Source organism: Abyssicoccus albus (assembly GCF_003815035.1).
Taxonomy (GTDB): Bacteria; Bacillota; Bacilli; order Staphylococcales; family Abyssicoccaceae; genus Abyssicoccus; species Abyssicoccus albus.
Window position 1 is genome coordinate 12998 of the sequence record NZ_RKRK01000007.1, and the last position, 22985, is coordinate 35982.

23 protein-coding genes, 1 rRNA gene and 1 pseudogene are annotated in these 22985 nt (G+C 34.2%); 1 reads left to right on the forward strand and 24 read right to left on the reverse strand.

The window, feature by feature from the left end:
- Positions 1-5 precede the first annotated feature (5 nt).
- The 14 genes and pseudogenes from EDD62_RS08710 to metG all read right to left on the reverse strand — a co-directional run bounded on the left by EDD62_RS08710 (position 6) and on the right by metG (position 15893).
- A complete protein-coding gene (locus tag EDD62_RS08710; RefSeq protein WP_123808739.1) occupies positions 6-1622 on the reverse strand; it encodes an oligosaccharide flippase family protein in 1617 nt (538 codons plus the stop codon).
- Positions 1606-5136 carry a transcription-repair coupling factor gene (mfd, locus tag EDD62_RS08715; RefSeq protein WP_123808741.1) on the reverse strand — a complete coding sequence of 1177 codons (3531 nt, stop codon included), beginning with the start codon at positions 5134-5136 and terminating at the stop codon, positions 1606-1608. Before mfd ends, EDD62_RS08710 begins: the two co-directional genes overlap by 17 nt.
- Entirely contained in the window at positions 5137-5709 is a 573-nt protein-coding gene (gene pth / locus EDD62_RS08720; protein ID WP_077141010.1) for an aminoacyl-tRNA hydrolase, read from the reverse strand.
- A gap of 75 nt (positions 5710-5784) precedes the next feature.
- Positions 5785-6429 (reverse strand): 50S ribosomal protein L25/general stress protein Ctc, encoded by a 645-nt coding sequence (locus tag EDD62_RS08725; protein WP_123808743.1) that lies wholly within the window; start codon positions 6427-6429, stop codon positions 5785-5787.
- Positions 6430-6561: 132 nt separating this feature from the next.
- Entirely contained in the window at positions 6562-7533 is a 972-nt protein-coding gene (locus tag EDD62_RS08730; protein ID WP_123808745.1) for a ribose-phosphate diphosphokinase, read from the reverse strand.
- Between the two features lie 13 nt (positions 7534-7546).
- Positions 7547-8290, reverse strand: a pseudogene (locus tag EDD62_RS09445) (DapH/DapD/GlmU-related protein); the annotation flags it as partial.
- A gap of 586 nt (positions 8291-8876) precedes the next feature.
- Entirely contained in the window at positions 8877-9254 is a 378-nt protein-coding gene (locus tag EDD62_RS08740) for a Rid family detoxifying hydrolase (protein ID WP_123808749.1), read from the reverse strand.
- 16 nt (positions 9255-9270) lie between these two features.
- Positions 9271-10104 carry a pur operon repressor gene (gene purR, locus EDD62_RS08745; protein WP_077141015.1) on the reverse strand — a complete coding sequence of 278 codons (834 nt, stop codon included), beginning with the start codon at positions 10102-10104 and terminating at the stop codon, positions 9271-9273.
- Between the two features lie 64 nt (positions 10105-10168).
- A complete protein-coding gene (gene ispE / locus EDD62_RS08750; RefSeq protein WP_123808751.1) occupies positions 10169-11023 on the reverse strand; it encodes a 4-(cytidine 5'-diphospho)-2-C-methyl-D-erythritol kinase in 855 nt (284 codons plus the stop codon).
- Between the two features lie 131 nt (positions 11024-11154).
- Positions 11155-11418 carry a Veg family protein gene (locus EDD62_RS08755; RefSeq protein ID WP_077141017.1) on the reverse strand — a complete coding sequence of 88 codons (264 nt, stop codon included), beginning with the start codon at positions 11416-11418 and terminating at the stop codon, positions 11155-11157.
- 96 nt (positions 11419-11514) lie between these two features.
- Complete coding sequence (rsmA, locus tag EDD62_RS08760) at positions 11515-12399, reverse strand: 16S rRNA (adenine(1518)-N(6)/adenine(1519)-N(6))-dimethyltransferase RsmA (RefSeq protein WP_123808753.1); 885 nt, start codon at positions 12397-12399, stop codon at positions 11515-11517.
- Positions 12399-12974: a ribonuclease M5 gene (rnmV, locus tag EDD62_RS08765; RefSeq protein WP_123808771.1), complete on the reverse strand. Its 576-nt coding sequence runs from the start codon at positions 12972-12974 to the stop codon at positions 12399-12401. The genes rsmA and rnmV overlap by 1 nt, the downstream gene beginning before the upstream one ends.
- Positions 12967-13746 (reverse strand): TatD family hydrolase, encoded by a 780-nt coding sequence (locus EDD62_RS08770; protein ID WP_123808755.1) that lies wholly within the window; start codon positions 13744-13746, stop codon positions 12967-12969. Before EDD62_RS08770 ends, rnmV begins: the two co-directional genes overlap by 8 nt.
- 149 nt (positions 13747-13895) lie before the next feature.
- Positions 13896-15893 (reverse strand): methionine--tRNA ligase, encoded by a 1998-nt coding sequence (metG, locus tag EDD62_RS08775; protein WP_123808757.1) that lies wholly within the window; start codon positions 15891-15893, stop codon positions 13896-13898.
- A gap of 328 nt (positions 15894-16221) precedes the next feature.
- On the opposite strand from metG, the gene EDD62_RS08780 reads away from it, so the two are divergent.
- Complete coding sequence (locus EDD62_RS08780; protein ID WP_077141022.1) at positions 16222-16503, forward strand: AbrB/MazE/SpoVT family DNA-binding domain-containing protein; 282 nt, start codon at positions 16222-16224, stop codon at positions 16501-16503.
- 54 nt (positions 16504-16557) lie between these two features.
- On the opposite strand, the gene rsmI is transcribed toward EDD62_RS08780, so the two are convergent.
- From rsmI to rrf, 10 genes are all read right to left on the reverse strand, one after another.
- The gene (rsmI, locus tag EDD62_RS08785) at positions 16558-17385 is read right to left on the reverse strand and encodes a 16S rRNA (cytidine(1402)-2'-O)-methyltransferase (RefSeq protein WP_123808759.1); all 828 of its coding nucleotides are present in this window, start codon (positions 17383-17385) and stop codon (positions 16558-16560) included.
- The gene (locus EDD62_RS08790) at positions 17382-17633 is read right to left on the reverse strand and encodes a GIY-YIG nuclease family protein (protein ID WP_123808761.1); all 252 of its coding nucleotides are present in this window, start codon (positions 17631-17633) and stop codon (positions 17382-17384) included. Before EDD62_RS08790 ends, rsmI begins: the two co-directional genes overlap by 4 nt.
- Complete coding sequence (locus EDD62_RS08795) at positions 17626-18372, reverse strand: tRNA1(Val) (adenine(37)-N6)-methyltransferase (RefSeq protein ID WP_123808763.1); 747 nt, start codon at positions 18370-18372, stop codon at positions 17626-17628. Before EDD62_RS08795 ends, EDD62_RS08790 begins: the two co-directional genes overlap by 8 nt.
- Positions 18365-18709, reverse strand: coding sequence for an initiation-control protein YabA (locus tag EDD62_RS08800; protein ID WP_077141026.1), 345 nt, complete (start codon positions 18707-18709; stop codon positions 18365-18367). The genes EDD62_RS08795 and EDD62_RS08800 overlap by 8 nt, the downstream gene beginning before the upstream one ends.
- Before the next feature lie 27 nt (positions 18710-18736).
- Entirely contained in the window at positions 18737-19546 is an 810-nt protein-coding gene (locus tag EDD62_RS08805) for a PSP1 domain-containing protein (RefSeq protein WP_123808765.1), read from the reverse strand.
- A 2-nt stretch (positions 19547-19548) separates the two neighbouring features.
- A complete protein-coding gene (locus EDD62_RS08810) occupies positions 19549-20478 on the reverse strand; it encodes a DNA polymerase III subunit delta' (RefSeq protein WP_123808767.1) in 930 nt (309 codons plus the stop codon).
- A gap of 8 nt (positions 20479-20486) precedes the next feature.
- Complete coding sequence (locus EDD62_RS08815) at positions 20487-20816, reverse strand: cyclic-di-AMP receptor (protein WP_077141029.1); 330 nt, start codon at positions 20814-20816, stop codon at positions 20487-20489.
- A gap of 23 nt (positions 20817-20839) precedes the next feature.
- Positions 20840-21466, reverse strand: a complete 627-nt coding sequence (gene tmk / locus EDD62_RS08820; protein ID WP_077141030.1) for a dTMP kinase — start codon at positions 21464-21466, stop codon at positions 20840-20842.
- Complete coding sequence (locus tag EDD62_RS08825; RefSeq protein ID WP_123808769.1) at positions 21453-22811, reverse strand: aminotransferase class I/II-fold pyridoxal phosphate-dependent enzyme; 1359 nt, start codon at positions 22809-22811, stop codon at positions 21453-21455. Before EDD62_RS08825 ends, tmk begins: the two co-directional genes overlap by 14 nt.
- Before the next feature lie 91 nt (positions 22812-22902).
- Positions 22903-22985 (reverse strand): 5S ribosomal RNA (gene rrf, locus EDD62_RS09460); the annotation flags it as partial.

Here is a 22985-nt window from a genome sequence, read left to right on the forward strand (position 1 = left end):
TATTTTTATTTAATTATTTTTTTAATGATTGGTAATTCAGTTGCTTCTTCAACCGTCAACAATTCAAAAAGCTTAATACAAACTAATACAATCGCTGCACCAATCAACACCATACTACTCATTAAGATTAAAGCATCTAACCTCGTCGTTACAATCGGTGAAAAAATATAGAGCATAGCTTGGAGTAATAAAGTCATTATGAAGCACACTAAAAATAAATTCACACCCCAAAGCACATCTTGTTTTTTCATCTTATTTGGTATCGTTGCTTCATTCTTATTCGTTAATAATCTCGCGGTTTCAGTGGCGCTGAGTGAATCATCTAACATGTTTTCATCATGTATAACTGCTGCAATATGTTTATAAAGTACAATAAATAATATGATATTAAAGATAATCATTGCCATAACATTAGCCAATGAAATTGCATAGAAATCGACGATTGGTAACAATAGCATGTTCAAAAACACTTTTACGACGGCCATCGTTGCAAAACCACTCATAACGACTTTATAAGCATTGATTGTCAATAAGTAACTCATCAATACAATAGCAATCGATACAACAATAATTGTAATCATATTTAACGATAGCTCGCTATTCATTTGATTTGTTTTGAAGAAGGCTTGGTTCATCATCGGCATAATATTGATCAAACCTACCGTGACCAATGTCGAAAAGAGCATTACCCATTTAATAGATTTCTTTAGCAGTTTTAACGAATAGCTAATGTTCGTTGCATCCAAATATGGGATCAATATAAAGCCGAATGTAGTCGCAACGATTAAGCCGATTTGAATGAAGGAATAACTACGATCAAATACACCTTTCGCTGCCATGGTATTGTCAATTGTCCAATGACTACCGATAAAATTAAGCACTGTAAATGCATCAATAGATTGAATGGTTAACATCAGTATGTGCGTTAAAATAAACGCAATCATTAAAATAAAAAATTCAATATACCGTGATGACTTCGTATTCATATGAATGATATTGTAATGTTCTCCCTTAATATGGCGATACTTCATAAATAGTACGAACGTTGTCAAAATCATCCCGAGGACGCTACCGAACAGCGCCACTTTTGCAGCACTGTATAAGGATAATCCAATGCTAAAATAGAGATAGATTGCAATCGCAATAACGATTACACGAACAATTTGTTCTACCAATTGACTAATACTTACAACCTCTGAATATTGATGATAATGAAAAATACCTCGTATCATCCCGAGAACTATTGTAATAGGGATAATGATTGCCACAATTTCTATTAATGAAGAAAGCTGATCATCACCCATCCACGAGGCCAGTATATGACGATACATGTGAATTAAAATACTCAGCACAACTATAAAGCACAGAAACAGTGAGACATGTAATCTACGAAATATAAAGCCTCTCTTTAAATATTCAGCATAAGCACTTGGAATACCATATAAGGCACAGATAGTACATAAACCAATGAATGGATATATTTGATTATATACATACAAGCCTTCATCCCCTAATATGTTTTGGTAAGGGACTCGGTATAGTGCACTTAATACTTTTACAATCAATAATGTAACCGTCATAAAAACCATTTGCTCTGTAAATGTTTTATTCATTCGGGTCATATGACTGTCCTATATGCTTAATAATTTGTTTCAGTTCTTTTATCCATTCACCTTGTCCAACATGGTACGTCAATGTGATTTCTCCATCTTTATATTCAACTTGAATCTTTCGACCATATTCATTTAGTCCGTTGAATAAGTATTCACCATGAATGACATTCGAACCATGTTCGGATATGATAATATAAACTTTCTTATCTTGTTGTTTAATTGTTCTAACGAACGCTTCTTTCGCCATCGATTTGATTTCAACAATATCAATTAAATACTCAACAGACTTTGGATACTCACCAAATCGGTCAATAAGCTCATCGATTAAATCATCAACCTCATGATGATGTATTTGTTGCAATCGTTTATATACATCGATCTTATCATGCTCGTCTATAATATAATCTGTTGGTATATAAGCATCCAATAGAAGGTTCATTTCGACTTCAAATGATTTATTAGACGGCCCTTGTTCTTCAACCACTTCTTCAATTAAGTTATGTTCTATTTGTTTTTCATGGACAGCTTCTTGTAACATTTCTGAATATAAATCATATCCAACTGAATCGATAAATCCATGTTGCTCTTTACCTAATAAATCTCCTGCACCTCGAATATTTAAATCACGCATCGCAATTTTAAATCCACTCCCTAAATCCGTAAACTCTTTAATTGCCTGCAATCTTTTCTCAGCAACCTCAGTTAAGACCTTTCTCGGTGCATGTGTTAAATAGGCGTAGCTCATACGATGCGACCTTCCTACTCTCCCTCTTAACTGATACAACTGGCTAAGTCCGAACCGATCTGCATCTTCAACAATTAACGTATTTGCATTCGGCACATCAACACCGGTCTCGATGATTGTCGTTGTGAGCAAAATATCATACTCACCATTAACGAAAGCAATCATCACTTCCTCTAATTCACGTTCACCCATTTGACCGTGCGCAATCGCAATCGACGCTTCTGGAACTAATAACGACAGTTCTTCTTGTTTCTGATAAATCGTTTTAACTTTGTTATATAAATAGAACACTTGTCCATCACGACTTAGTTCGCGTTGTATTGCTTCTTTAATAAATTTCTTGTTGTGTTCAATCACATACGTTTGAACAGGAAATCGATTTTCTGGTGGCGTTTCAATGACCGATAAATCTCGAACACCCAAAAGACTCATATGCAATGTTCTTGGAATCGGAGTTGCCGTTAATGTAAGTACATCTACATTCATCTTTAACTGCTTAATTCGTTCTTTATGCCTTACGCCAAAGCGTTGCTCTTCATCGACAATTAACAACCCTAAATCTTTATATTCAATTGTCTTTCCGAGTAATTTGTGTGTTCCTACAACAATATCGATAATTCCTTCTTTTAATCCTTTTTTAGTTTCATTAATTTGTTTAGTCGTTCTAAAACGACTCATCAACCTAACTTCAATCGGATATTCACTCATTCGTTCAATGATTGTCTCATAATGTTGTTGAGCAAGAATTGTTGTTGGTACTAAGAAAGCAACTTGCTTACCTTCCATAACCGCTTTAAATGCAGCTCGAACTGCAACTTCTGTCTTACCATATCCAACATCCCCACAAAGCAATCGGTCCATCGGTTTGTCATCTTCCATATCGTGTTTTATTTCATTCAAACTACGGACTTGATCAATCGTTGGTTCATATGGAAAGTCCAACTCAAACGTTTGTTGTTCACTCGTATCTTTTTGAAATTTATGCCCTTTTGCTCGACTTCTTTCTTCATATAATTTCATCAATTGTTCTGCAATATCATCAATAGATGCTCGAACTCGAGCTTTCGTTTTTTGCCAATCCGTGCCACCTAACTTATAAATTTTAGGTGTTACATTATCATTCGCGACATATTTTTGGACTAAATCCATTTGATCAATTGGAACAAATAGTTGATCAGTTCCTTTATACTGAATTTTCATATAGTCTTGATGCATTTTATTAATATACATCGTTTCAATACCTAGATACTGACCAACACCGTGGTGAATGTGGACGACATAATCGCCTTTTTTCAACTCTTGGTAAGACTTTATTTTTTCAGCATTGGTTAATTTACTAGTCGTCTTGTTTTTTCGTTTTTGTTTTGTATCACCAAATAGTTCGACATCAGTAAATAGCGCATACTTCATATACGGTAGGTCGAATCCTTCAGAAGGATGTCCTTTAGAAATAACAATGCCGCGTGTTGCCTCACGAGGTATAGTTTCCATATATACCGGTAAATCAAAGTCCATGAGCATCTGTTGGACTTTCTTCATCCGGATATCCGTCGATACGATACATTGTACAATGTACTCATCTTGCATATATTTATGCATCATAGATGAAAGAATATCATATTGACCATTAATTCCTTCAATTGGTTTACAGCTAAATTTTAATGTATGTTCAATACGAGTATCCATGTTTGTCGTAAAAAGCGATAAGAATGACGCATTATATCGTTCTACTATTGCCTTCAAATCCGTATCTAAAACACCTAGTGCATTTGGTAATGATTTATACTGCATGAGTAAATCTTGAGTGAAAGTATTCAATTCGGTAGCCGTAACACTTTCACTTTCTTCCACGCGTCGAAATTCATCGACGAGAATAATTGGTTGTGATGATTCAATGTATGATAAAATATTCCTATTATATTCATCGATTAATCCTATATATTTTCCAATAAATCGATGATTTAAATATTGATTGAATTGATAATCGATTAACTTCTTAAATGATTCCCATCCATCTTGATCTTCTTTCGTATTCGCTGCTTTAATGAGTTCATCAACTTTATCGTTCATTTGTTGTCTTAACTTTTCTCTTAAATCATCGGTCATAACAAATTCCGTTGCTTTAGGTATGACGTATGACTCCAAACGATCTTTAGATCGTTGCGAATCAATATCTATTAATTTAATATAATCAATCTCATCTCCAAATAATTCGATCCTTATAGGATCACCGTATATCGGAAAGACATCAATAATATCTCCTCTAACTGCATATTCTCCAATTGAGGTGACTCTATTACGCCGTTCATACCCTATATTTATTAGTTTTTTCAGTAATTCATCACGATCAATCGTCGTTTGATAGTCGATTTCTAAATAGTGTGATTGCCATAACTTTTTCGGTGTAACGCGCTTCATCAATCCTTCAACAGGGATAATATATATACCTTTTTGTTGATTACTTAGTGCATCTTGGAACCTAATTCTTTCTGCCAGTAGCTCTGGGCTACTTGTACTATATAATTCAAGTGCATAATTTTGTATCCCATAAACATATATAACTTGCGGTTCGCAATATTGTAATAAGTCTTGAGATAACTTTTCCGCGTAATATAAATTAGGTGTAATGATGTAAATACTTTCTTTTAACGATAAATAAGCCCGAGCAATCATCATTGCTTTGGCTGAATGCGTTAATCCTGTAATTAATGTTTGACCTGATTGGATACTCTCGCACATTTCCAAAAAGCGCGAGTCATTTTCTATCGCCCTGATCATCTAGTCAACAACTCCATTGTATCGACTCATCACATCACTAAATTTCATACCTTCTATAAACGATAAACACGCATCGGATGAATGTTGAATTACTTTGTTCATCGTCGGTTGTTCGTCTTCACTAAATCGTTGTAACACATACTTTACGATCGGGATATTATTTTGTGGTCTTCCAACACCAATTCTTATTCTTTGAAATTCTTTCGTTCCAAGGTGTTGAATCGTTGACTTAATCCCATTATGTCCACCAGCACTTCCTGTCTGACGTAACCGAATCGTTCCAACATCGATATCTAGATCATCGTATAAGACGATACAATCTGATAAATCAATTTTATAATAATCGATTATCGGACGAATCGCTTCTCCTGATAAATTCATAAACGTTTGTGGTTTAACAAGCAAAAATTGTTCACCTTGATATGTACCTTTACCGAATTGAGCTTTAAATTTATTTGAATCTAGTGTGACATTCGTTTCTTTCGCAATATAATCGATAATATCAAACCCAATATTATGTCTCGTACCTTCATATTTATTACCCGGGTTACCTAACCCAATAATACATTTCATCTTGCGTTCCCCCTAATACTTTTATTCATACGAAAAAAGCGATGGAAGTCATCCACCGCTTGTCATCTTTACAAATTATTCTTCAGAAGAGCCTTCCTCTTCTTTCTCTTCACCAATTACTTCTACTTCTTGTTCAGTACCTTCTTCAGCCGCTTCATCTTCTGCAGGCTCTTCAGTTGGAGGTACTACTGATACAACTGTCGTTTCAGCATCTTCTTCGATTGTGAAGTCACCATTAACTTTAATATCTGATACGTGGATGCTATCACCGATTTGTAATTCAGTTACATCCACTTCAATTGATTCAGGGATATTCGCTGGTGTAGCTGTAACTTCTAATTCGAATAATGGTTGATCGACAACGCCACCTTCTTTGGCACCCACTGCTTCTCCAACTAATTCAATTGTTACGCCTACTGTACGTTCTTCAGTCATGTTGATCGCGATAAAGTCGATATGTGTAATCGCATTTTTCATTGAATCAAATTGATACTCGGCAACCATGACTTTCGTTGAATTTGAATCGATGTTTAAATCGATTACACCGTTACGTCCAACTTCACGGATTGTCTTGATGAATTCAACTTCATCTACTTGAATTGGTGTGTTCTCAGTATTATATCCATAAATAATACCAGGAATTTGTCCTGCTTCTCTAATTGCTTTTTTCTCTGCGCCAGTTTGGTTAGACTTACGCGCTTGTGCTTGTAATGTTGTCATGCTAAGTTCCACCTTTCATATTATGTTGCATTCATTACGTCATATTTGATATTCACTTATGATTATTATTACATAGTATCATCGTATTAATCATAAAACAAACCATTCAATATTATAATAAAATTTTCACTATTAGTCAAATAGTGTGCTAACTGACTTATGTTCATATACTCTAACAATTGTCTCTGCGAGTAATTCACCGACAGATAATTGAGTGATCTTCGCTGTATCTTTCGCATCAGGCAATTGAATTGAGTTCGTTACCACAAGCTCTTTAATTTGTGAGTTCTCAATTCGTTCAATGGCTGGACCAGACAGCACTGGATGTGTACAACATGCATATACCTCTGTAGCACCTTTTTCAAGGAGTGCATCCGCAGCACCTGTAATTGTCCCTGCAGTATCAATAATATCGTCAATGATAATTGCTTTACGTCCTTTAATCTCCCCAACAATATTCATCACTTCGCTTACATTTGGCATCGGTCGACGCTTATCGATGATCGCAATAGGCGCTTCTAATCGATCGGCCATTTTACGCGCTCTCGTTACACCGCCATGGTCTGGTGATACGATAACAAGTTCTTCATTTTTTAAATCTTCCTTGCTTTGGAAATAGTCACTAAGTAACGGTACACCCATTAAGTGGTCAATTGGAATATCAAAGAATCCTTGGATTTGTGGTGCATGTAAATCAAGTGCAATCACTCGGTTTGCTCCACTATGCTCAATCAAATTAGCAACAAGTTTTGCAGTAATCGGTTCTCTTGAACGCGCTTTACGATCTTGACGTGCATATCCATAATACGGCATCACAACATTAATGGTTTCTGCAGAGGCACGCTTCAACGCATCGATCATGATCAGGAGTTCCATTAAATTCTCATTCACTGGCTCACTCGTTGGTTGAACGACGAATACGTCACAACCACGAACACTTTCTTCTATATTGATTTTGACTTCTTGGTCACTAAAACGTTGTACGCTTGATTTTCCGAGTTCAATCCCTAAATGTTCTACGATTTCACCTGCTAATTTTTCGTTACCTGTCAGCGTGAAAATTTTTAACTTTGAGTTTTTATATTTTTCTTCGAATGTAACCATGAATGAACCTCCATTATTTTTTGTTCTTATAATACCCTTGTTTAGTCGTTTGTCTAGATCTCGCAATTGCTAATGATTCATTTGGCACTTCATCTGTAATTGTAGAGCCCGCCGCAATAAATGAATCATCTCCTATTGTTACCGGTGCGACTAAATTCGAATTACAGCCAATAAATGCATCCTTACCGACAATCGTTTTGAATTTATTTTCACCATCGTAATTAACTGTAATCGCTCCACAACCGACATTCGTTCTTTCTCCAATTTCAGCATCGCCGATATAACTCAAATGAGATACTTTACTACCATCATGTAACTCTGCTTTTTTAATCTCTACAAAGTTACCCACTTTAACATCATTACCAAGTTGTGCTTTAGGCCTTAATTGAGCATATGGTCCTATTTTTGTTCGATGGCCAACTTTGGCTTCTGCAATATAAGAGTTCAATATCACAACATCTTCTAGTATATCACTATCAATGATTTCACTACTACTTCCAATATGACTTCGTGCCCCAATCGATGTTATTCCTTTAAGTGAAACGTTTGGTTCGATGGTAACGCCTTCACCAATTTGAACCGTAGCATCTATATACGTATGGTGCATATCTTTAATTCGAACACCATTCATTATATGATATTCATTAATTTGCAGTTTCAACAAATCGAAAAACTCGGTCAATTGAACATAGTCTGTTAACAAAGGATATTGTTCATCATCTAGTTCATATGCTTCAACATCTACATCATCATTAAGCGCTTGTGCAATTCGTTCAACAACTGTATCGCCAGTTCCTTCTAATGTAGCTCCATCAAACACTCCAAACGCAAATAATAAATCATCCTCATCTTCAATAACAATCGGTAAGTTCATAGTGACAGGTTCTTTTGTTTCATCGAATCTTGAAATTAAAAACTCATAGTCACTTTCCAACACAAATGGACAAAACGCATTAACATAAATAAACGGTGTTTCGTCATTCAACAATCCATCTATAGATGTTTTGATTGGAATGTTTAACTCTAATTGTTCAAGTCGACTAACATCTTCGGCTTTAGCAAAAATCACCGGGTTAAGACGTTCATTTAACAAAGAGTGACTCACTAATACTTCAATAGGTGTAGTATTATAACCTTTTTCAAATAAAAGGTCCGTCTGCATCGCTTCTGAAAAAATTGTTGTATCAATCACGACATTATATTCCATGTATACCTCCAGTAACTATTATACTCATACTAAATATATTATATTTTATTCAGAACACCGTTTCAAACCTTTTAAAATAAATCCTAAGACTAAAAAGAGCATATTTATCAACACACGATAAATATGCTCTATATTATTAAGATCGAGATGCAACAACGTCTACTTTAACTTTAGCGCCCTTGGGTAGTGCAGATACTTCTATACAAGATCTTGCTGGTTTGTTGCCTTGTAATTCCTCACCATAAATTTCGTTTATCACAGGAAAAGCACTTAAATCAGTAGTGTAAATGGTTGCTTTAATGATATCTGCCATAGACAATCCGTTGTCTTCCAAAATAACACGTATATTATCCATGACTTGTTCAGTTTGTTTTTCGACACTTTCTGATACCAATTCACCGTTTGCATTTAATGGAATTTGTCCAGAAGTATACACAACCCCATTCAACTCAATCGCCTGTGAATAAGGTCCGATGGCTTGAGGTGCGCGCTCTGAATGTAATATTTTTTTCATAAAGATAACCCTTTCTTCATTTATTTGCTTGTAAATGCGTTAAATAGTTTCCATGATCTACGGTAAATTGCTGTCTAAATTCATCAATATCTTCTATAGCAACAAGACTGACATAGTTATCTATTAAACGATTCTCTATCCCTTTCACTTCAGCAAGAACGCCTATTCCAACAACATTCGCTTTGAATTCGTTCATCAGATGAATAACTCCATTAATCGATCCACCCGCTCGTAAGAAATCATCCACAATTAACACATTTGAACCTTCTTTTAACGTTCTTTTACTTAATACCATCGTCTCAATTTTTCGCGTTGAACCAGAGACATAATTTATTGACACTGTTGATCCTTCTGTCACTTTATTATCTTTTCGAATGACAGCAACAGGACAGTTCATCGCATATCCCACTGCATTTGCAATGGTAATACCTTTCGTCGCAATCGTTACGACGGCATCGATACGTTCATGTTGATAAACTGTAGCAAACAACCGACCGACATCGTGCATAAGACTTGGATTCCCTACAATATCTGACATAAATAAATACCCACCAGGTAATAAACGTTCTTTATCACTTAACATGGAGCACATTGAATCGATGACCAATCTCGCCTCGGCAACACTTACTTCAGGTTGAAACAATACCCCTCCACTCGCACCAGCTGATGTTTTAATTAACCCGATTCCATTCGATTCGAACGTCTCTTTCAAAATTTGTACATCCTCACTTATTGAAGATTTTGCTTGACCAAATCGCTCTGCAAAATATGTGAGTGGAATATTAACATTAGGCTTAGATAATAAATGTTCAGTCATTAATATAATTCTCATACTTCGTTTGTATTTCATCTGCCACACCTCGAAATTCAATATACGAATAATACATTAACATTGTAACATAAAAGTTCGTGTTTTAGCCTAAAACACGAACTTTATATACATCGGTGCAACACCCTTTGATTGAATTATATACTTTATTTGCTTGTCGTTCCTTTTGACAAAGTCCAAAAACCGTTGGACCCGATCCACTCATCATCGCGATATCAACACCAGCATTGATCATCGTCTCTTTAAACTGCTTCACTTCACTAACGAATTGTTCAGTGACGAGTTCTAAATCGTTCCCCATATGCTTGACCATCTCTAGATAATCTTTGTTTTCCAACGCACGGACGAGCTTATCATTATTTATCTTCGCTTGGTGTATCTCTACGTCAAATTGATCATACACTTCTTTTGTCGACACGCCAACATTCGGTTTAGCTATGACCGCCCAACAGCTCGGTGTATTCGCAATGTGTTGTATTTTCTCACCACGCCCAGTACATCTCGCTGTTCTATTATATACACAAAAAGGAATATCCGAACCAAACTGCGCGCCAATGTTTGCCAGTTCTTCTAATGACAGTCCTAAATTAAATAACACATTCATTCCTCGTAGGGTTGCTGCCGCATCACTCGACCCACCAGCCATACCCGCTGAAATCGGGATTCGCTTAGTTAATTCTACATGGACACCTGCATCTAGGTTAAACTCTCTTATAAAATAATCAATAATTTGATAAACTAAATTACGTTTATCAGTTGGAACAAAACGATTATCAACTTCGATATGTATCGTTCCATGGTTATTGGTTTTTTGAAATACTAAATGATCCGACAAATCTATTGTTGTCATCACCATATCAACTTCATGAAATCCATCATCCCGTTTATATAAAGTATCCAGTGATAAATTTAATTTTGCATTGGCCGTTTCAAATATCATGATACCACCTCATTCTCAATCCATACTAATAATATAGTATATGAATCTATATGAAATATCAAAATTATTTACAAATAAAAAAAGAGCTCAAATGAGCTCTTTTGATTTAAGATTTAATTCGATTGAAATGTTTAACACACTACAAACTCTTCCTCTTGTTCATTTAAAAATGTAACTTTTATATTCGATGTTAAAATATCAGTGTATGTATACGATACACGTTCAAAATTATGAGCATCTTGATCTAGCTCAACGATAAATACAGATGGATATGTTTCTTTTAAAACCCCGTGTCTTTCGATTAATTTCTTACGACCTCCATTGGCTCTAAGAACAATGCGATTACCTTTTTGACAATCAATGATTTTTTTGATGTCTTTCAACGATACTGGCATATTAACCCCACCTCACATGTATTTATTATACTACACGTAGCAATTTTAGTCAATAAATTTATTATCATATCAACCTTTTATTATGTTTGTCAATAACTATTTTATGACTAATTCAGGATAATTGTTTAACAGTTTGTTCAACTTTGAATATTGTTCTAAAGTTAAAACTTCGCCGCGAATTTTAGGGTCAATATCCGCTTCTAGCAACCATTCTTTGATTGACTCTTTATGTGATTTACCATCCACAAATACAGACTGATAATTATTTAAAATTGTTTTACGCCTTTGGTTGAAAGCTCCTCGAACGAGCTTGAAACATTGTTTAATTGGTCCTACATCAGGCAAATCAGACTTTTTTTCTAACTTTACGACAATTGAATCGACATTCGGTGGTGGCATAAAGACATTTTTAGGAACAATCATCACTTGAGATACATCTGTATAATACTGAACAGCGATGCTTAAGCTTCCGTAGCTTTTTGAACCAGGGTCCGCCACAAGCCGTTCGCCAACTTCTTTTTGCATCATGACAACGTAACGTTGAACCGGTAAATCCGCTTCTAACAAATTCATAATGATGGGTGTAGTAATATAATACGGTAAGTTGGCAACAACAATCACTTCTTCAACATCATTTAAATATAATTTAATATCAGCTGATACGTCTGCTTTCAATATATCTTGATTTAATATGTGTACGTTTGAATAATCCTGTAACGTATCTTCTAAAACAGGTAACAGTCGTTGGTCAATTTCATAAGCCATCACTGTTTTTGCATATTTTGCTAATTGTTGAGTTAAACTTCCAATACCAGGACCTATCTCAATAACACCAGTATTATTATTAATATCACTTGAACGGATAATTTTATCTGTTATATTTGTATCAACCAAAAAGTTCTGACCTAAACTTTTCTTCATTTGTAGATTATGCTTCATTAATATTTCTTTTGTCTTTGTTGGTGTAGCGATATCTCTCATCACTGTTCATCCTCAATTTCTTTTAATTGTTCGATCACTTCATCCTTTGTAAATCCATATCGATTTAACTTCTCTAATAGTTTTTTACTGTTAGAATATCCTATATGAAGCTTCTTACAAACATGTTCACGTCGCGCTTTAGATGAAGCACTTCCAGTTAAATTTAAAGCGACTAAATCAGTCATCGTAAAAGTATCATTTATTTCCTTCATCGGTGTAAACACATGATGTAATGCCTCCATAATCGTTTCTGCCGAGGCATGTTCTACACCAATTTTCCCTTTTTTACTTTTTGATGCATGACGATCGATATAAGCATGTTTAGCCTCTGGAACGTAATCTGATATGATGTTCCGAATCATTAATCCTGGAGCATCCGGATCTGTTAAGACGATGACGCCTCGTGTATCTGAAGCCATTTTTATATGTTGAAGGGTTTCTTCATTGATTGCTGATCCATTTGTTTCAATCGTTTCACATGAAACAACTTGTTGTACTCGAGTCGTATCATCTTTTCCTTCAACAACAATAATTTCTTCAACACTCTTTTTCTTAATAATATTGACTTTATTCATTTTCATTTAACCTAAAGAATCGTAAAGCATTTTCTGTTGTAGCTTTAGCTAAATCCTCATAAGATATCTCTCTTAAAGCCGCAATTTGCTCTGCTACTAACTTTACATAGGCTGGCTCATTTCGCTTTCCACGATGTGGATGTGGTGTTAAATAAGGTGCATCCGTTTCTATTAATAGGCGATCTAAAGGAACAGCTTTTGCGACCTCTTTCGGTTGCTTCGCATTCTTAAATGTAACCGGTCCTCCGAGTGAAATATAGAAGTTCATTTCAATGACATCTTTCATAATTTCTGGAGATGCACTAAATGAGTGCATAATTCCACCAACTTCATGCGCATTTTCTTCCTTTAAAATCGTCATTACATCTTCGGTTGCTTCACGATTATGAATGACGATTGGCTTATTCACTCGTTTAGCTAACGCAATTTGTTTTCTAAACACTTCTTTTTGTATATCTTTAGGCGATTTATCCCAATGATAGTCTAACCCCATTTCACCCACGGCAACAATTTTTTCATTATCTTTAATCAGTTCCTCAATCCAATTTAAATCGTCATCAGTACAATCGATTGCATCGACTGGGTGCCATCCTATAATGCCATATACATCGTCATATTCATCAATAATCTCTAAACATCTATTAATCGTTTTTTCATCAAATCCAACAACCATCATTTTTTCTACACCATGATTTCGCGCTCGTTCAATCACTTGTTGTAAGTCTTCATTATATTGGTCTGCATTCAAATGAACATGTGTATCAATGATCATATTATAACTCTCCTTTATTTCTATCTTCTATTATCTACATTATGAAGTGTATTATCCGTTTCGACAACCGTTAGCACTTTAGCATAAAACTTCTAGTCAATCATAATAAAAAAAGAAGCTCGTCAACACGAACTTCTTCTTACATTCCACTATCTAATGACTGCACCGTTTTGAACATTATGTGGAACTTCAATAATCGTAATACGGCCATCTTCATTCGCACATAATATCATTCCGTTAGATGCTTCACCACGTAATTTTACAGGCTTTAAATTTGTTACTACGATGATCTTTTTCCCTATTATTTCATCTGGTGTATAATATTGTGCGATTCCTGATACAACTTGTCTTTGTTCAGTTCCAAGATCAACTTGTAATTTAAGCAATTTATCAGCTTTTTTTACAGGTTCTGCTTGAATAATCGTCGCAACTCTTTGTTCTACCTTATTAAAATCATCGATCGTAATCACATTTAACGCTTCGTCATTCTCTTGTTTAGAATGATTATCTTCTTTAGACTCTTCATCTTGTGCAGTCGTCTGCCCCATACTGTCTTTAATGAATTGCACTTCAGCCTCTACATCTAAACGAGGAAAAATTGGTTCTCCTTTATCAATGACGTGATGTTTATTTTGTATTAATCCATATTGTTCAATATGTTCTAATGACTGTAACTGAACTTCTTCAATTTTAAGTTGTTCAAATATTTTCTTTGGTGCCTCTGTCATAAATGGTTGAATTAATACCGCAGCGATTCTTAAGTTTTCAGCGAGATGATAAAGAACTGTATTCAGTTCATCTTTTTTCGATTCATCTTTTGCAAGTTGCCAAGGCATCGTCTCATCAATATACTTATTGGATCTGGAGATTAATTTCCATACGTGTTGTAATGCAACAGAGAACTTCATCTGTTCCATATGCTCTTTATATTCGACAATGGATTGTTGAACAACTTGTTCTAACGATTCATCATAGTCAGTTGAGATATCATTTTTGTATATAATACCATCATTATATTTATTAACCATTGCAATTGTTCTATTAAGAAGGTTTCCTAGATCATTCGCTAAATCAAAATTCGTACGTTCAACGAAAGATTCTGGAGTAAATACACCATCAGAACCGAATGATACTTCACGTAATAAATAATATCGAACAGCATCGACACCATAACGCTCCGCAAGCACTTCCGGATATACGACATTTCCTTTAGACTTACTCATCTTACCATCTTTCATTAATAACCATCCGTGACCATAGATTTGCTTCGGTAATGGAAGATCCAATGCCATTAGAATGATTGGCCAATAAATCGCATGGAATCTAACAATTTCTTTTCCGACCATATGAACATCTGCTGGCCAAAATTCATCCATTCGTTGTTCCAAACCGTTATGATATCCAAGTGCTGATATATAGTTACTCAATGCATCAACCCATACATATGTCACATGTTTCTCATTCGATTTAACTGGAATACCCCATTTAAAACTTGTTCTAGATACCGCTAAATCTTCTAAGCCAGGTTTAATAAAATTATTAATCATTTCATTTTTTCTTGATTCTGGTTGTATGAAGTGTGGATTATCTTCATAATATTGAAGCAATCGATCAGCATATTTACTCGTCTTTAAGAAATAGCTTTCTTCTTTCACAAGTTCAACTTCATGACCACTTGGAGCAATACCACCAACCATTTCGCCTTCGTCATTATAAAACACTTCCGCTAATTGACTTTCTGTAAAAAACTCTTCATCTGATACTGAATACCAACCTTCGTAATGACCTAAATATATATCCCCTTGATCTAATAATTTCTCGAATATATATTGTACGGTTTCTTTATGTGTTTCATCTGTCGTTCGAATAAATTGATCGTATGAAATATCTAGCGTTTCCCATAACGCTTTAATTCCTTTAGCCATTTCATCCACATAAGCTTTCGGGGTAGTATTAAGATCTTCAGCTTTTTGTTGGATTTTTTGACCGTGTTCATCCATACCTGTTAAATAATGTACATCGTAACCTAATAAACGCTTATATCTCGCAATTGCGTCACACGCAACAGTCGTATATGCGTTTCCAATATGTAACTTACCACTTGGATAATATATTGGCGTTGTAATATAAAAGTTGTTTTTAGTCACAATATCTACTCCTCTCTAATACTCTAAATATACACGATAAGACGGTTCCTATCTATGAAATTCTTAAGAAAATTAGTATAAATTGATTAGTTTAAAAATATCTCACAAGATTTACAATTTTGTTACAATGTATAAAAGTAATTGACTTTATGTATAAATGTCAATAATATATTAGATACATTCTCTATTTTTATCACAAAAAGACAATATATGTCCAATTTGCAATTATCATGATATTTTAAATTGCAAAAGTCATATTATTTTGATATATTATAAAGATTGGATTTTTATTTAATATATTTATTATATTAACTTCGGGGGTATATATATGAAGTCAACAGGTATTGTAAGAAAAGTAGACGAATTAGGAAGAGTTGTTATTCCGATTGAATTACGTCGCATATTAGATATAGAAGTAAAAGATCCTTTAGAAATTTATACCGATAAAGATACAATCATCTTTAAAAAATATGCACCCGTGAACTCTTGTGCAATCACAGGTGAAGTATCTTCAGACAACGTTACAGTTGCTGACGGTAAACTGACACTTTCAAAAGAAGGCGCAGATAAATTAATTGAAGAGCTACAAAATGCTTTTACAAATAAATAATACACTTTCCTATAAAAATAGAGGCTACTATTATAATAATGATAGCCTCTATTTTTATACTTGATGATATATATCATACACTTCACTTGCTTTCATATCTCGCAATCTGGCAACTTCTTTAATTGCTTTTTTCGGTTTGATACCCTCTTGATCTATAATTAGATTAACATGATCTTCAATTGACATGTCATATTCTGTCGATGCATTCGTATCCCCGGGTGATATGATCAATACAAATTCCCCTTTTTCTTTAATCTCACCATCATTCATTTTCTTTAATAGGTCACTACTTAATCCATGTTCTATTTGTTCGAATTTTTTAGTTAACTCTCTGCCGATCGAAATATCTCTATCTTCCTCTAGTTCGGCAATTAATTCTATTGTTGATTTTATTCGATATGGAGATTCATAAAAAATCGAAGTTTTATCACTCTCAAGTGCAGATTTTATCACTTCAAATTTCTCATTCTTTTTCTTTGGTATGAATCCTAAAAACATAAACTGAAAACTTGGAAGGCCGGATCCAATCAATGCAGTCAGTGCAGCATTTGCACCTGGTAATGGCGTCACTGAAATACTCTCCATTCGACATCTTCTGACAAGTTCGTAACCAGGATCAGAGATTAATGGCATTCCAGCATCACTGATTAATCCAACATTTAATCCTGCTGTTAAATCTGAGATAATTGAGTCTTCAATCTTTTCTTTGTTAAAATCATGATAACTTTTAAGTGGTGTATTAATATTATAATGCTTCAAAAGGTGAATTGAGTTTCTAGTATCCTCTGCGAGTATGTAGTCTACCTCAGTTAAAACTTGAACGGCTCGATACGTCATATCTTGTAGGTTTCCGATCGGTGTCGGTACTAAAAATAAAGTCATTCGATACTCCTTATGAGGTTTAATTTTTGCTTTCTTGTCAATTGTTTTATGGCATATTCTCTACTCATTGCTTGTCGCTTATCATCAAATACCTCTTGATAAACAATCGTTACTGGTCGCCGATTACGTGTATATTTTGCACCAAGTCCTACATTATGTTTTTTAACACGTTCTGTCACATCTGTCGTATACCCGGTATACAATGACGAATCATTACATCTTACAATATATACGTAATGGTTAGCCATAATAAATATCCATCATTTCTTTCGAATATTCACCAGATTCATCATATATATAGAATGGTTTGCTCATCTTAATATTTGATTTACCATTCATAACAAACTTTATCACACTTAATAAACTTTCATCACTTGCTCGTGATGAATAAATTGGGTGTATTTCTTTTATATTTATATTGTATTGCCTACCTGTTGATATAATATCATCCAAACGTTCAGTTCTGTGAATCATATACACAACACCTTTATTTTTCAGTATATATTTCATCACCTTAAACAATTCCTCTAATCGTATTGCAATTTCATGCCGTGCTATACGGTGATGTTTATTATGGTGTTGAAAGGATTGATTCGCTGTAAAATAAGGAGGATTCACTGTAATCATATCGACTGAGGAATGTTCTAGTTGTTTTGGAAGGTCTAACACGTCTTGTTGTTTAATCGTAATGCATCGTTCTAATTCATTTAATTGCACTGATCTCGTTGCAAGGTCAGCAAGTTCCTGTTGAATTTCAATGCCAGTGATATGTGTATCCAATTGCTGTTGCTTTATTTTTGTAGTCAATAGCAATGGCACAATTCCCTGACCAGTGCACAAATCATATATGACTTTGTCACGCTTTGTAAACTGTACAAAATAAGACAAAATAAGTGCATCCACACCGTAATTGAAATATCGATCATCTTGAATGATTTTTAATTGCTCACGTTGTAAATAATCTATTCTTTCGTGGATATTAACCATTTAAGTCATCCCCACTTAGTTGTTCAAAAAACTTCTCACAAAATAAGCAATCACCACCACGACGATGTTCACCGAATGATACATTACATATATGGAAACCTTGTTCATACAGTGACTGTAATAACTCAACCGATGTCTGTCCTGATTCTTTTGGTTCAGTTATACTATCATCATTCTGACTTAACAACTCTTCATAGTGTTTCACTTGCGCTTTTAAAATAATATTTTCTTCAATCAGTTCATCGATTAATTTTTGGACATTGCCAAACTCACTAGTTATCACATCTTTTGCTGATTCTAGTTGATTTAACTTTTCATATAACTCATTTTTATTCATCGACTCACTTCCTTTAGATATAGCACTCTAAACTGTAACCTCTTCTTCTATAGAGATGATATATGTCATGTCATTATCATCTTTAATCATGTACTTCATCTTCAAAATATCTATATTAATCACCTTACCCGCGCCATGAATTGTTTCGACACGCTCACCGATATCTGGCATCTTCATTTTAACAGCTTCATAGTAATCATTTTCATATTTCAAGCAGCACATTAGCCTTCCACATGCACCTGAAATCTTAGAAGGATTTAATGATAAGTCTTGATCTTTTGCCATTTTAATGGATACTGGTTCAAAATCGCTTAAAAATGTTGAACAGCATAAAGTTCTACCACATGGGCCAACACCACCAAGCATTCTTGCTTTGTCACGTAAACCAATTTGTCTTAATTCAATTCGAATTTTCAATGCACGTGCTAAATCTCTCACTAACGCTCTGAAATCTATACGTTCTTCAGCTGTGAAGTTAAAGATCACCTTATTGCAATCCAATGTATATTCGCATGACACAAGTTTCATCTGTAATTGATGAGTTTTAATCAGTGCTTTACATATTTCATATGCTTGATGCTCTTTTTCGTAATTTTCATCTCGTGTTTTTTGATCTTCCTCCGTCACATCACGCTCTACAGTTGGAATAGGTAATGTAATATCTTCAACATTTACGATTCTGTTGACCTGTACAACAGTACCGATTTCGAGACCACGTTGACTCTTAAATACGACCTCATCTTGCAATTGATATTGTTTATTCGGTTGTAAATAAATTCTTTTACCTCGATTATTTACTTTGACAGCAATAATCTCAACGGTCTCACGATTAGACATTTTTATCTCCCTTTTACAACTTGGTATATAATCTGTTCTAACACTAGTTTTCCGCTTACATTAGAAGCGAGCTTTTTTCGTCCTTCATCAATATGATCTGAAATCAATAGCGCAATCTCTGTTGATTTCTCATGATGAAGTGATTGCAAATACGAAGTCGAGAATATCTCATCTCCAGATACTGAGATTTCAGATTTTAATTGTTCTGAAACAATCAAATGCATGACATTTAATGTATAATGTACAATGAGTCCTTTAGTAGAAATCTTATACATCTCATTTAGTGTTAATAGTACATCTAAATCTCGGTTAAATAATTGAGTTGTCATTTTCTGGACAACTTGATGCAAACTTTTTAAGTCTATACCTTCAGCCAGAACAGATTCTCCTTCATGCACTGTTTTAATTGAGCGTGATAAAATTTGAATATCTTTATCCGGTACATCTTCTCTTTTTAGCTGATCAGAAATAGACGTATAGTCTATTTCTGAAAAATAAATGAGTTGACATCTCGATTGTATCGTAGGTAGAAGATTGGTCAAATTTGTTGTCACAAGAATTGCATATGTGTTGTTTGGCGGTTCTTCAATAAATTTTAATAACCTATTTTGATTATATACAGAAAGTTTATCGAATGCGCCAATGATATATACTTTATTTTCACTTTCAGTTGGCTTTCGGTTCATTTGATGCAATAAATCATCTATATCTTCTTTATTGATTTTGTCTTCAGTAGGAACTAAACGGTATAAGTCCGGATGATTCAAAGAGGAAACTTTGCTCTCAGTTAATTGATCTTCACCAAGTATCACTTTTGAGACCGCCATTGCCTCTTCCATCATCACATCATAGCTTGTTCCATGAAAAATAAACGCATGACTTAGTTTATTATTTCTTTTGGCTAACCGAAATGAATCTGTACGCAAACTCATAAAGTCACCTAATATTGATTATAGTGTTCAACAGGTAAAACAAATACTGTTGCACCACCAACTTCTACTTCTACTGGGAATGGTACATAACTGTCAGCATTGCCACCCATCGGCGTAACAGGAGCGACCATTTGCTCACGATTTCCACATGTATCTTTAATTAAGTTCAATAAGAAATCAACACGATCATCATTAACACCACACATAAATGTAGTATTTCCTGCACGTAAAAATCCACCGGTTGTAGATAATTTCGTCGCTCTAAAATTATGCTCCATTAATTTATCTGATAAAATACCGCTATCTTGGTCTTGAACAATTGCGATAACCATCTTCATACTATACACACCTTTTTATTATATTATTTATTAATCACTTTAATTATATTAGACATACAATCTGTTACAACTGCTTCGACAGTCTGAGCTGCATCAATTTTTTTAATACGCTCAGGAAATTGTTGATATATTATATCATACCCTTTTCTCACCATTTCATGAAAATGAATTGCTTCATGGTCAAGACGATTCATTTCTCTTTCATTCGATTTAATACGATTTAATCCAATTTGAGAATCTATATCTAACCATAAAGTGAGTTGTGGCATACAATCTTCAATACTAAATGAATTAAGCGTTAATACTTCATCGATTCCAATTCCTCGCGCATAACCTTGGTACGCTAATGAACTATCAATAAATCGATCACATAATACAATATACCCTTCATCTAAAAATGGTTTTACTTTCTTTACTAGATGTTCTCTTCGACTCGCGGCAAACAATATCGCTTCTGTCCGATCATCCATATCAATGTTATGACCTAATATGACATCACGTATTTTCTCAGCTAATTCTACACCACCAGGCTCTCTAGTTGTAATTACGTTGTATCCTAGTTCCTCTAACCGTTGTTTAATATGATGAATCACTGTCGTCTTACCAGCACCTTCTCCACCTTCAAATGTTATGAAATTATTTACGGACATATATATATCCTCCATCAATAATGTTTTGAACATGCTTATTATCATGAATCATTCTCTTTATTTCAATTATATCATGATTAGTTATTTCATCACCTGACTGCAAAAAAATTTGACCTGGCGGATATGGAATAATTGGTAATAAATTTATTCTACCTAATGAATCATCTATTGTCACCAATTCTCGCAAAGAAGTGAGTTGAAAACCCAGTGAAAAATCAAATGATTGATTTTTTTCTACGTCAACATTACTAGACCTATTTAATTTCGATTGATAAGATTCTATATCATTGACAACTTTCTTAAGGATATCACTCAATCGATCAATTGGAAAATGGTGTCCTCGCTGAAATAAAGGAATAATTAATAGCACATATTGATCTTTACTATATTCAATATCTATCCCTCTGTTATAAAAGGCTTTTTCAATCTGTTTTCCTAAATACGATTTATATTCAACTCTAACTTTAACAGGATCTTCATAAAATGTCTTGAAACCATATGAATGAAACATATTTAATAGTTTTTCAAACTGTTCCTTAAAATAATGTATATCAAATTCTTTCATAAAACTAAAACATTGATCGAGTGACTCCATCATAAGATATGAAGGACTAGACGTTTGAAATACAGACAAAAAATACTCAATAGGAAACTTGTCATTAAAGACATCATGAATATGTATCATAGATGAACCTGTAAGAGTAGGTAACGTTTTATGGAATGATTGAACAACGATATCGGCATTAAATTCAGTCGCACTTCTTCCAAAATAATCAGAATCTAATATCATGTGTGCACCATGTGCTTCATCAACCATGGTTGGAATATTTTTCGATTGAACTAATTTAATAACCTTTTCAATCGACATGCTATAACCTTCATAAGTTGGATTCGTTACAATCACCAATTGATATTCATTTTGTTCTAGAGAATTAGAAATAGATGATAACAGTTCGTCATCACTGCTCGAAGTCTTAATATAGTCACCTGATGCTTTAACCAACTTTAAACCATGATCAATAGACTTATGCTTTGCTCCAATGATTAATACTGAAGGCTTCTCAACATGATGTAAAGTCCCATATATCGCTGACATAATCCCAGAAGTTGTACCATTCACGAGATAGTGTGAGGTATAAGATGGGAAAAAATACTTATACTGCATCATAGATTGTTTTATAATGCCATTAGCATCGTGTAAATCATCAGAATCAGAAAGTTCTGTGATATCGCTTCTAGAATTCAACGTTAGATTACCAATTGTACCATTATGATGTCCGGGTACATGAAATGATATTCTATTATCTTTATTTCTATTATTTAAATATTGATGTATATAATTCATAGGTAACAATCCTTAATCAATTCAATTAATAACATAATTATATAACAAAACCCCTCACCTTCAAAAGAAGGAGAGGGGTTTGATATGTATTGCCCGGCAACGTCCTACTCTCACAGGACGTCAGTCCAACTACCATCGGCGCTAAAGAGCTTAACTTCTGTGTTCGGCATGGGA

What these genes read in the sequence shown, in the direction of transcription:
- rsmI (WP_123808759.1), bottom strand. Translation starts at nt 17,385, where the DNA reads ATGACTTTATTTTTAGTACCGACACCGATCGGAAACCTACAAGATATG.
- EDD62_RS08790 (WP_123808761.1), bottom strand. Translation starts at nt 17,633, where the DNA reads ATGGCTAACCATTACGTATATATTGTAAGATGTAATGATTCGTCATTG.
- rnmV (WP_123808771.1), bottom strand. Translation starts at nt 12,974, where the DNA reads ATGAATAAAGTCAATATTATTAAGAAAAAGAGTGTTGAAGAAATTATT.
- EDD62_RS08730 (WP_123808745.1), bottom strand. Translation starts at nt 7,533, where the DNA reads ATGGTTACATTCGAAGAAAAATATAAAAACTCAAAGTTAAAAATTTTC.
- EDD62_RS08815 (WP_077141029.1), bottom strand. Translation starts at nt 20,816, where the DNA reads ATGAAGATGGTTATCGCAATTGTTCAAGACCAAGATAGCGGTATTTTA.
- EDD62_RS08805 (WP_123808765.1), bottom strand. Translation starts at nt 19,546, where the DNA reads ATGTCTAATCGTGAGACCGTTGAGATTATTGCTGTCAAAGTAAATAAT.
- EDD62_RS08810 (WP_123808767.1), bottom strand. Translation starts at nt 20,478, where the DNA reads ATGAGTTTGCGTACAGATTCATTTCGGTTAGCCAAAAGAAATAATAAA.
- ispE (WP_123808751.1), bottom strand. Translation starts at nt 11,023, where the DNA reads ATGATATTTGAAACGGCCAATGCAAAATTAAATTTATCACTGGATACT.
- tmk (WP_077141030.1), bottom strand. Translation starts at nt 21,466, where the DNA reads ATGTCCGTAAATAATTTCATAACATTTGAAGGTGGAGAAGGTGCTGGT.
- rsmA (WP_123808753.1), bottom strand. Translation starts at nt 12,399, where the DNA reads ATGAGAGATATCGCTACACCAACAAAGACAAAAGAAATATTAATGAAG.
- purR (WP_077141015.1), bottom strand. Translation starts at nt 10,104, where the DNA reads ATGAAATACAAACGAAGTATGAGAATTATATTAATGACTGAACATTTA.
- EDD62_RS08780 (WP_077141022.1), top strand. Translation starts at nt 16,222, where the DNA reads ATGAAGTCAACAGGTATTGTAAGAAAAGTAGACGAATTAGGAAGAGTT.
- pth (WP_077141010.1), bottom strand. Translation starts at nt 5,709, where the DNA reads ATGAAATGTATTATTGGGTTAGGTAACCCGGGTAATAAATATGAAGGT.
- EDD62_RS08825 (WP_123808769.1), bottom strand. Translation starts at nt 22,811, where the DNA reads ATGAATTATATACATCAATATTTAAATAATAGAAATAAAGATAATAGA.
- mfd (WP_123808741.1), bottom strand. Translation starts at nt 5,136, where the DNA reads ATGATCAGGGCGATAGAAAATGACTCGCGCTTTTTGGAAATGTGCGAG.
- EDD62_RS08800 (WP_077141026.1), bottom strand. Translation starts at nt 18,709, where the DNA reads ATGAATAAAAATGAGTTATATGAAAAGTTAAATCAACTAGAATCAGCA.
- EDD62_RS08755 (WP_077141017.1), bottom strand. Translation starts at nt 11,418, where the DNA reads ATGCCAGTATCGTTGAAAGACATCAAAAAAATCATTGATTGTCAAAAA.
- EDD62_RS08770 (WP_123808755.1), bottom strand. Translation starts at nt 13,746, where the DNA reads ATGATCATTGATACACATGTTCATTTGAATGCAGACCAATATAATGAA.
- EDD62_RS08740 (WP_123808749.1), bottom strand. Translation starts at nt 9,254, where the DNA reads ATGAAAAAAATATTACATTCAGAGCGCGCACCTCAAGCCATCGGACCT.
- EDD62_RS08795 (WP_123808763.1), bottom strand. Translation starts at nt 18,372, where the DNA reads ATGGTTAATATCCACGAAAGAATAGATTATTTACAACGTGAGCAATTA.
- EDD62_RS08725 (WP_123808743.1), bottom strand. Translation starts at nt 6,429, where the DNA reads ATGACAACATTACAAGCACAAGCGCGTAAGTCTAACCAAACTGGCGCA.
- EDD62_RS08710 (WP_123808739.1), bottom strand. Translation starts at nt 1,622, where the DNA reads ATGACCCGAATGAATAAAACATTTACAGAGCAAATGGTTTTTATGACG.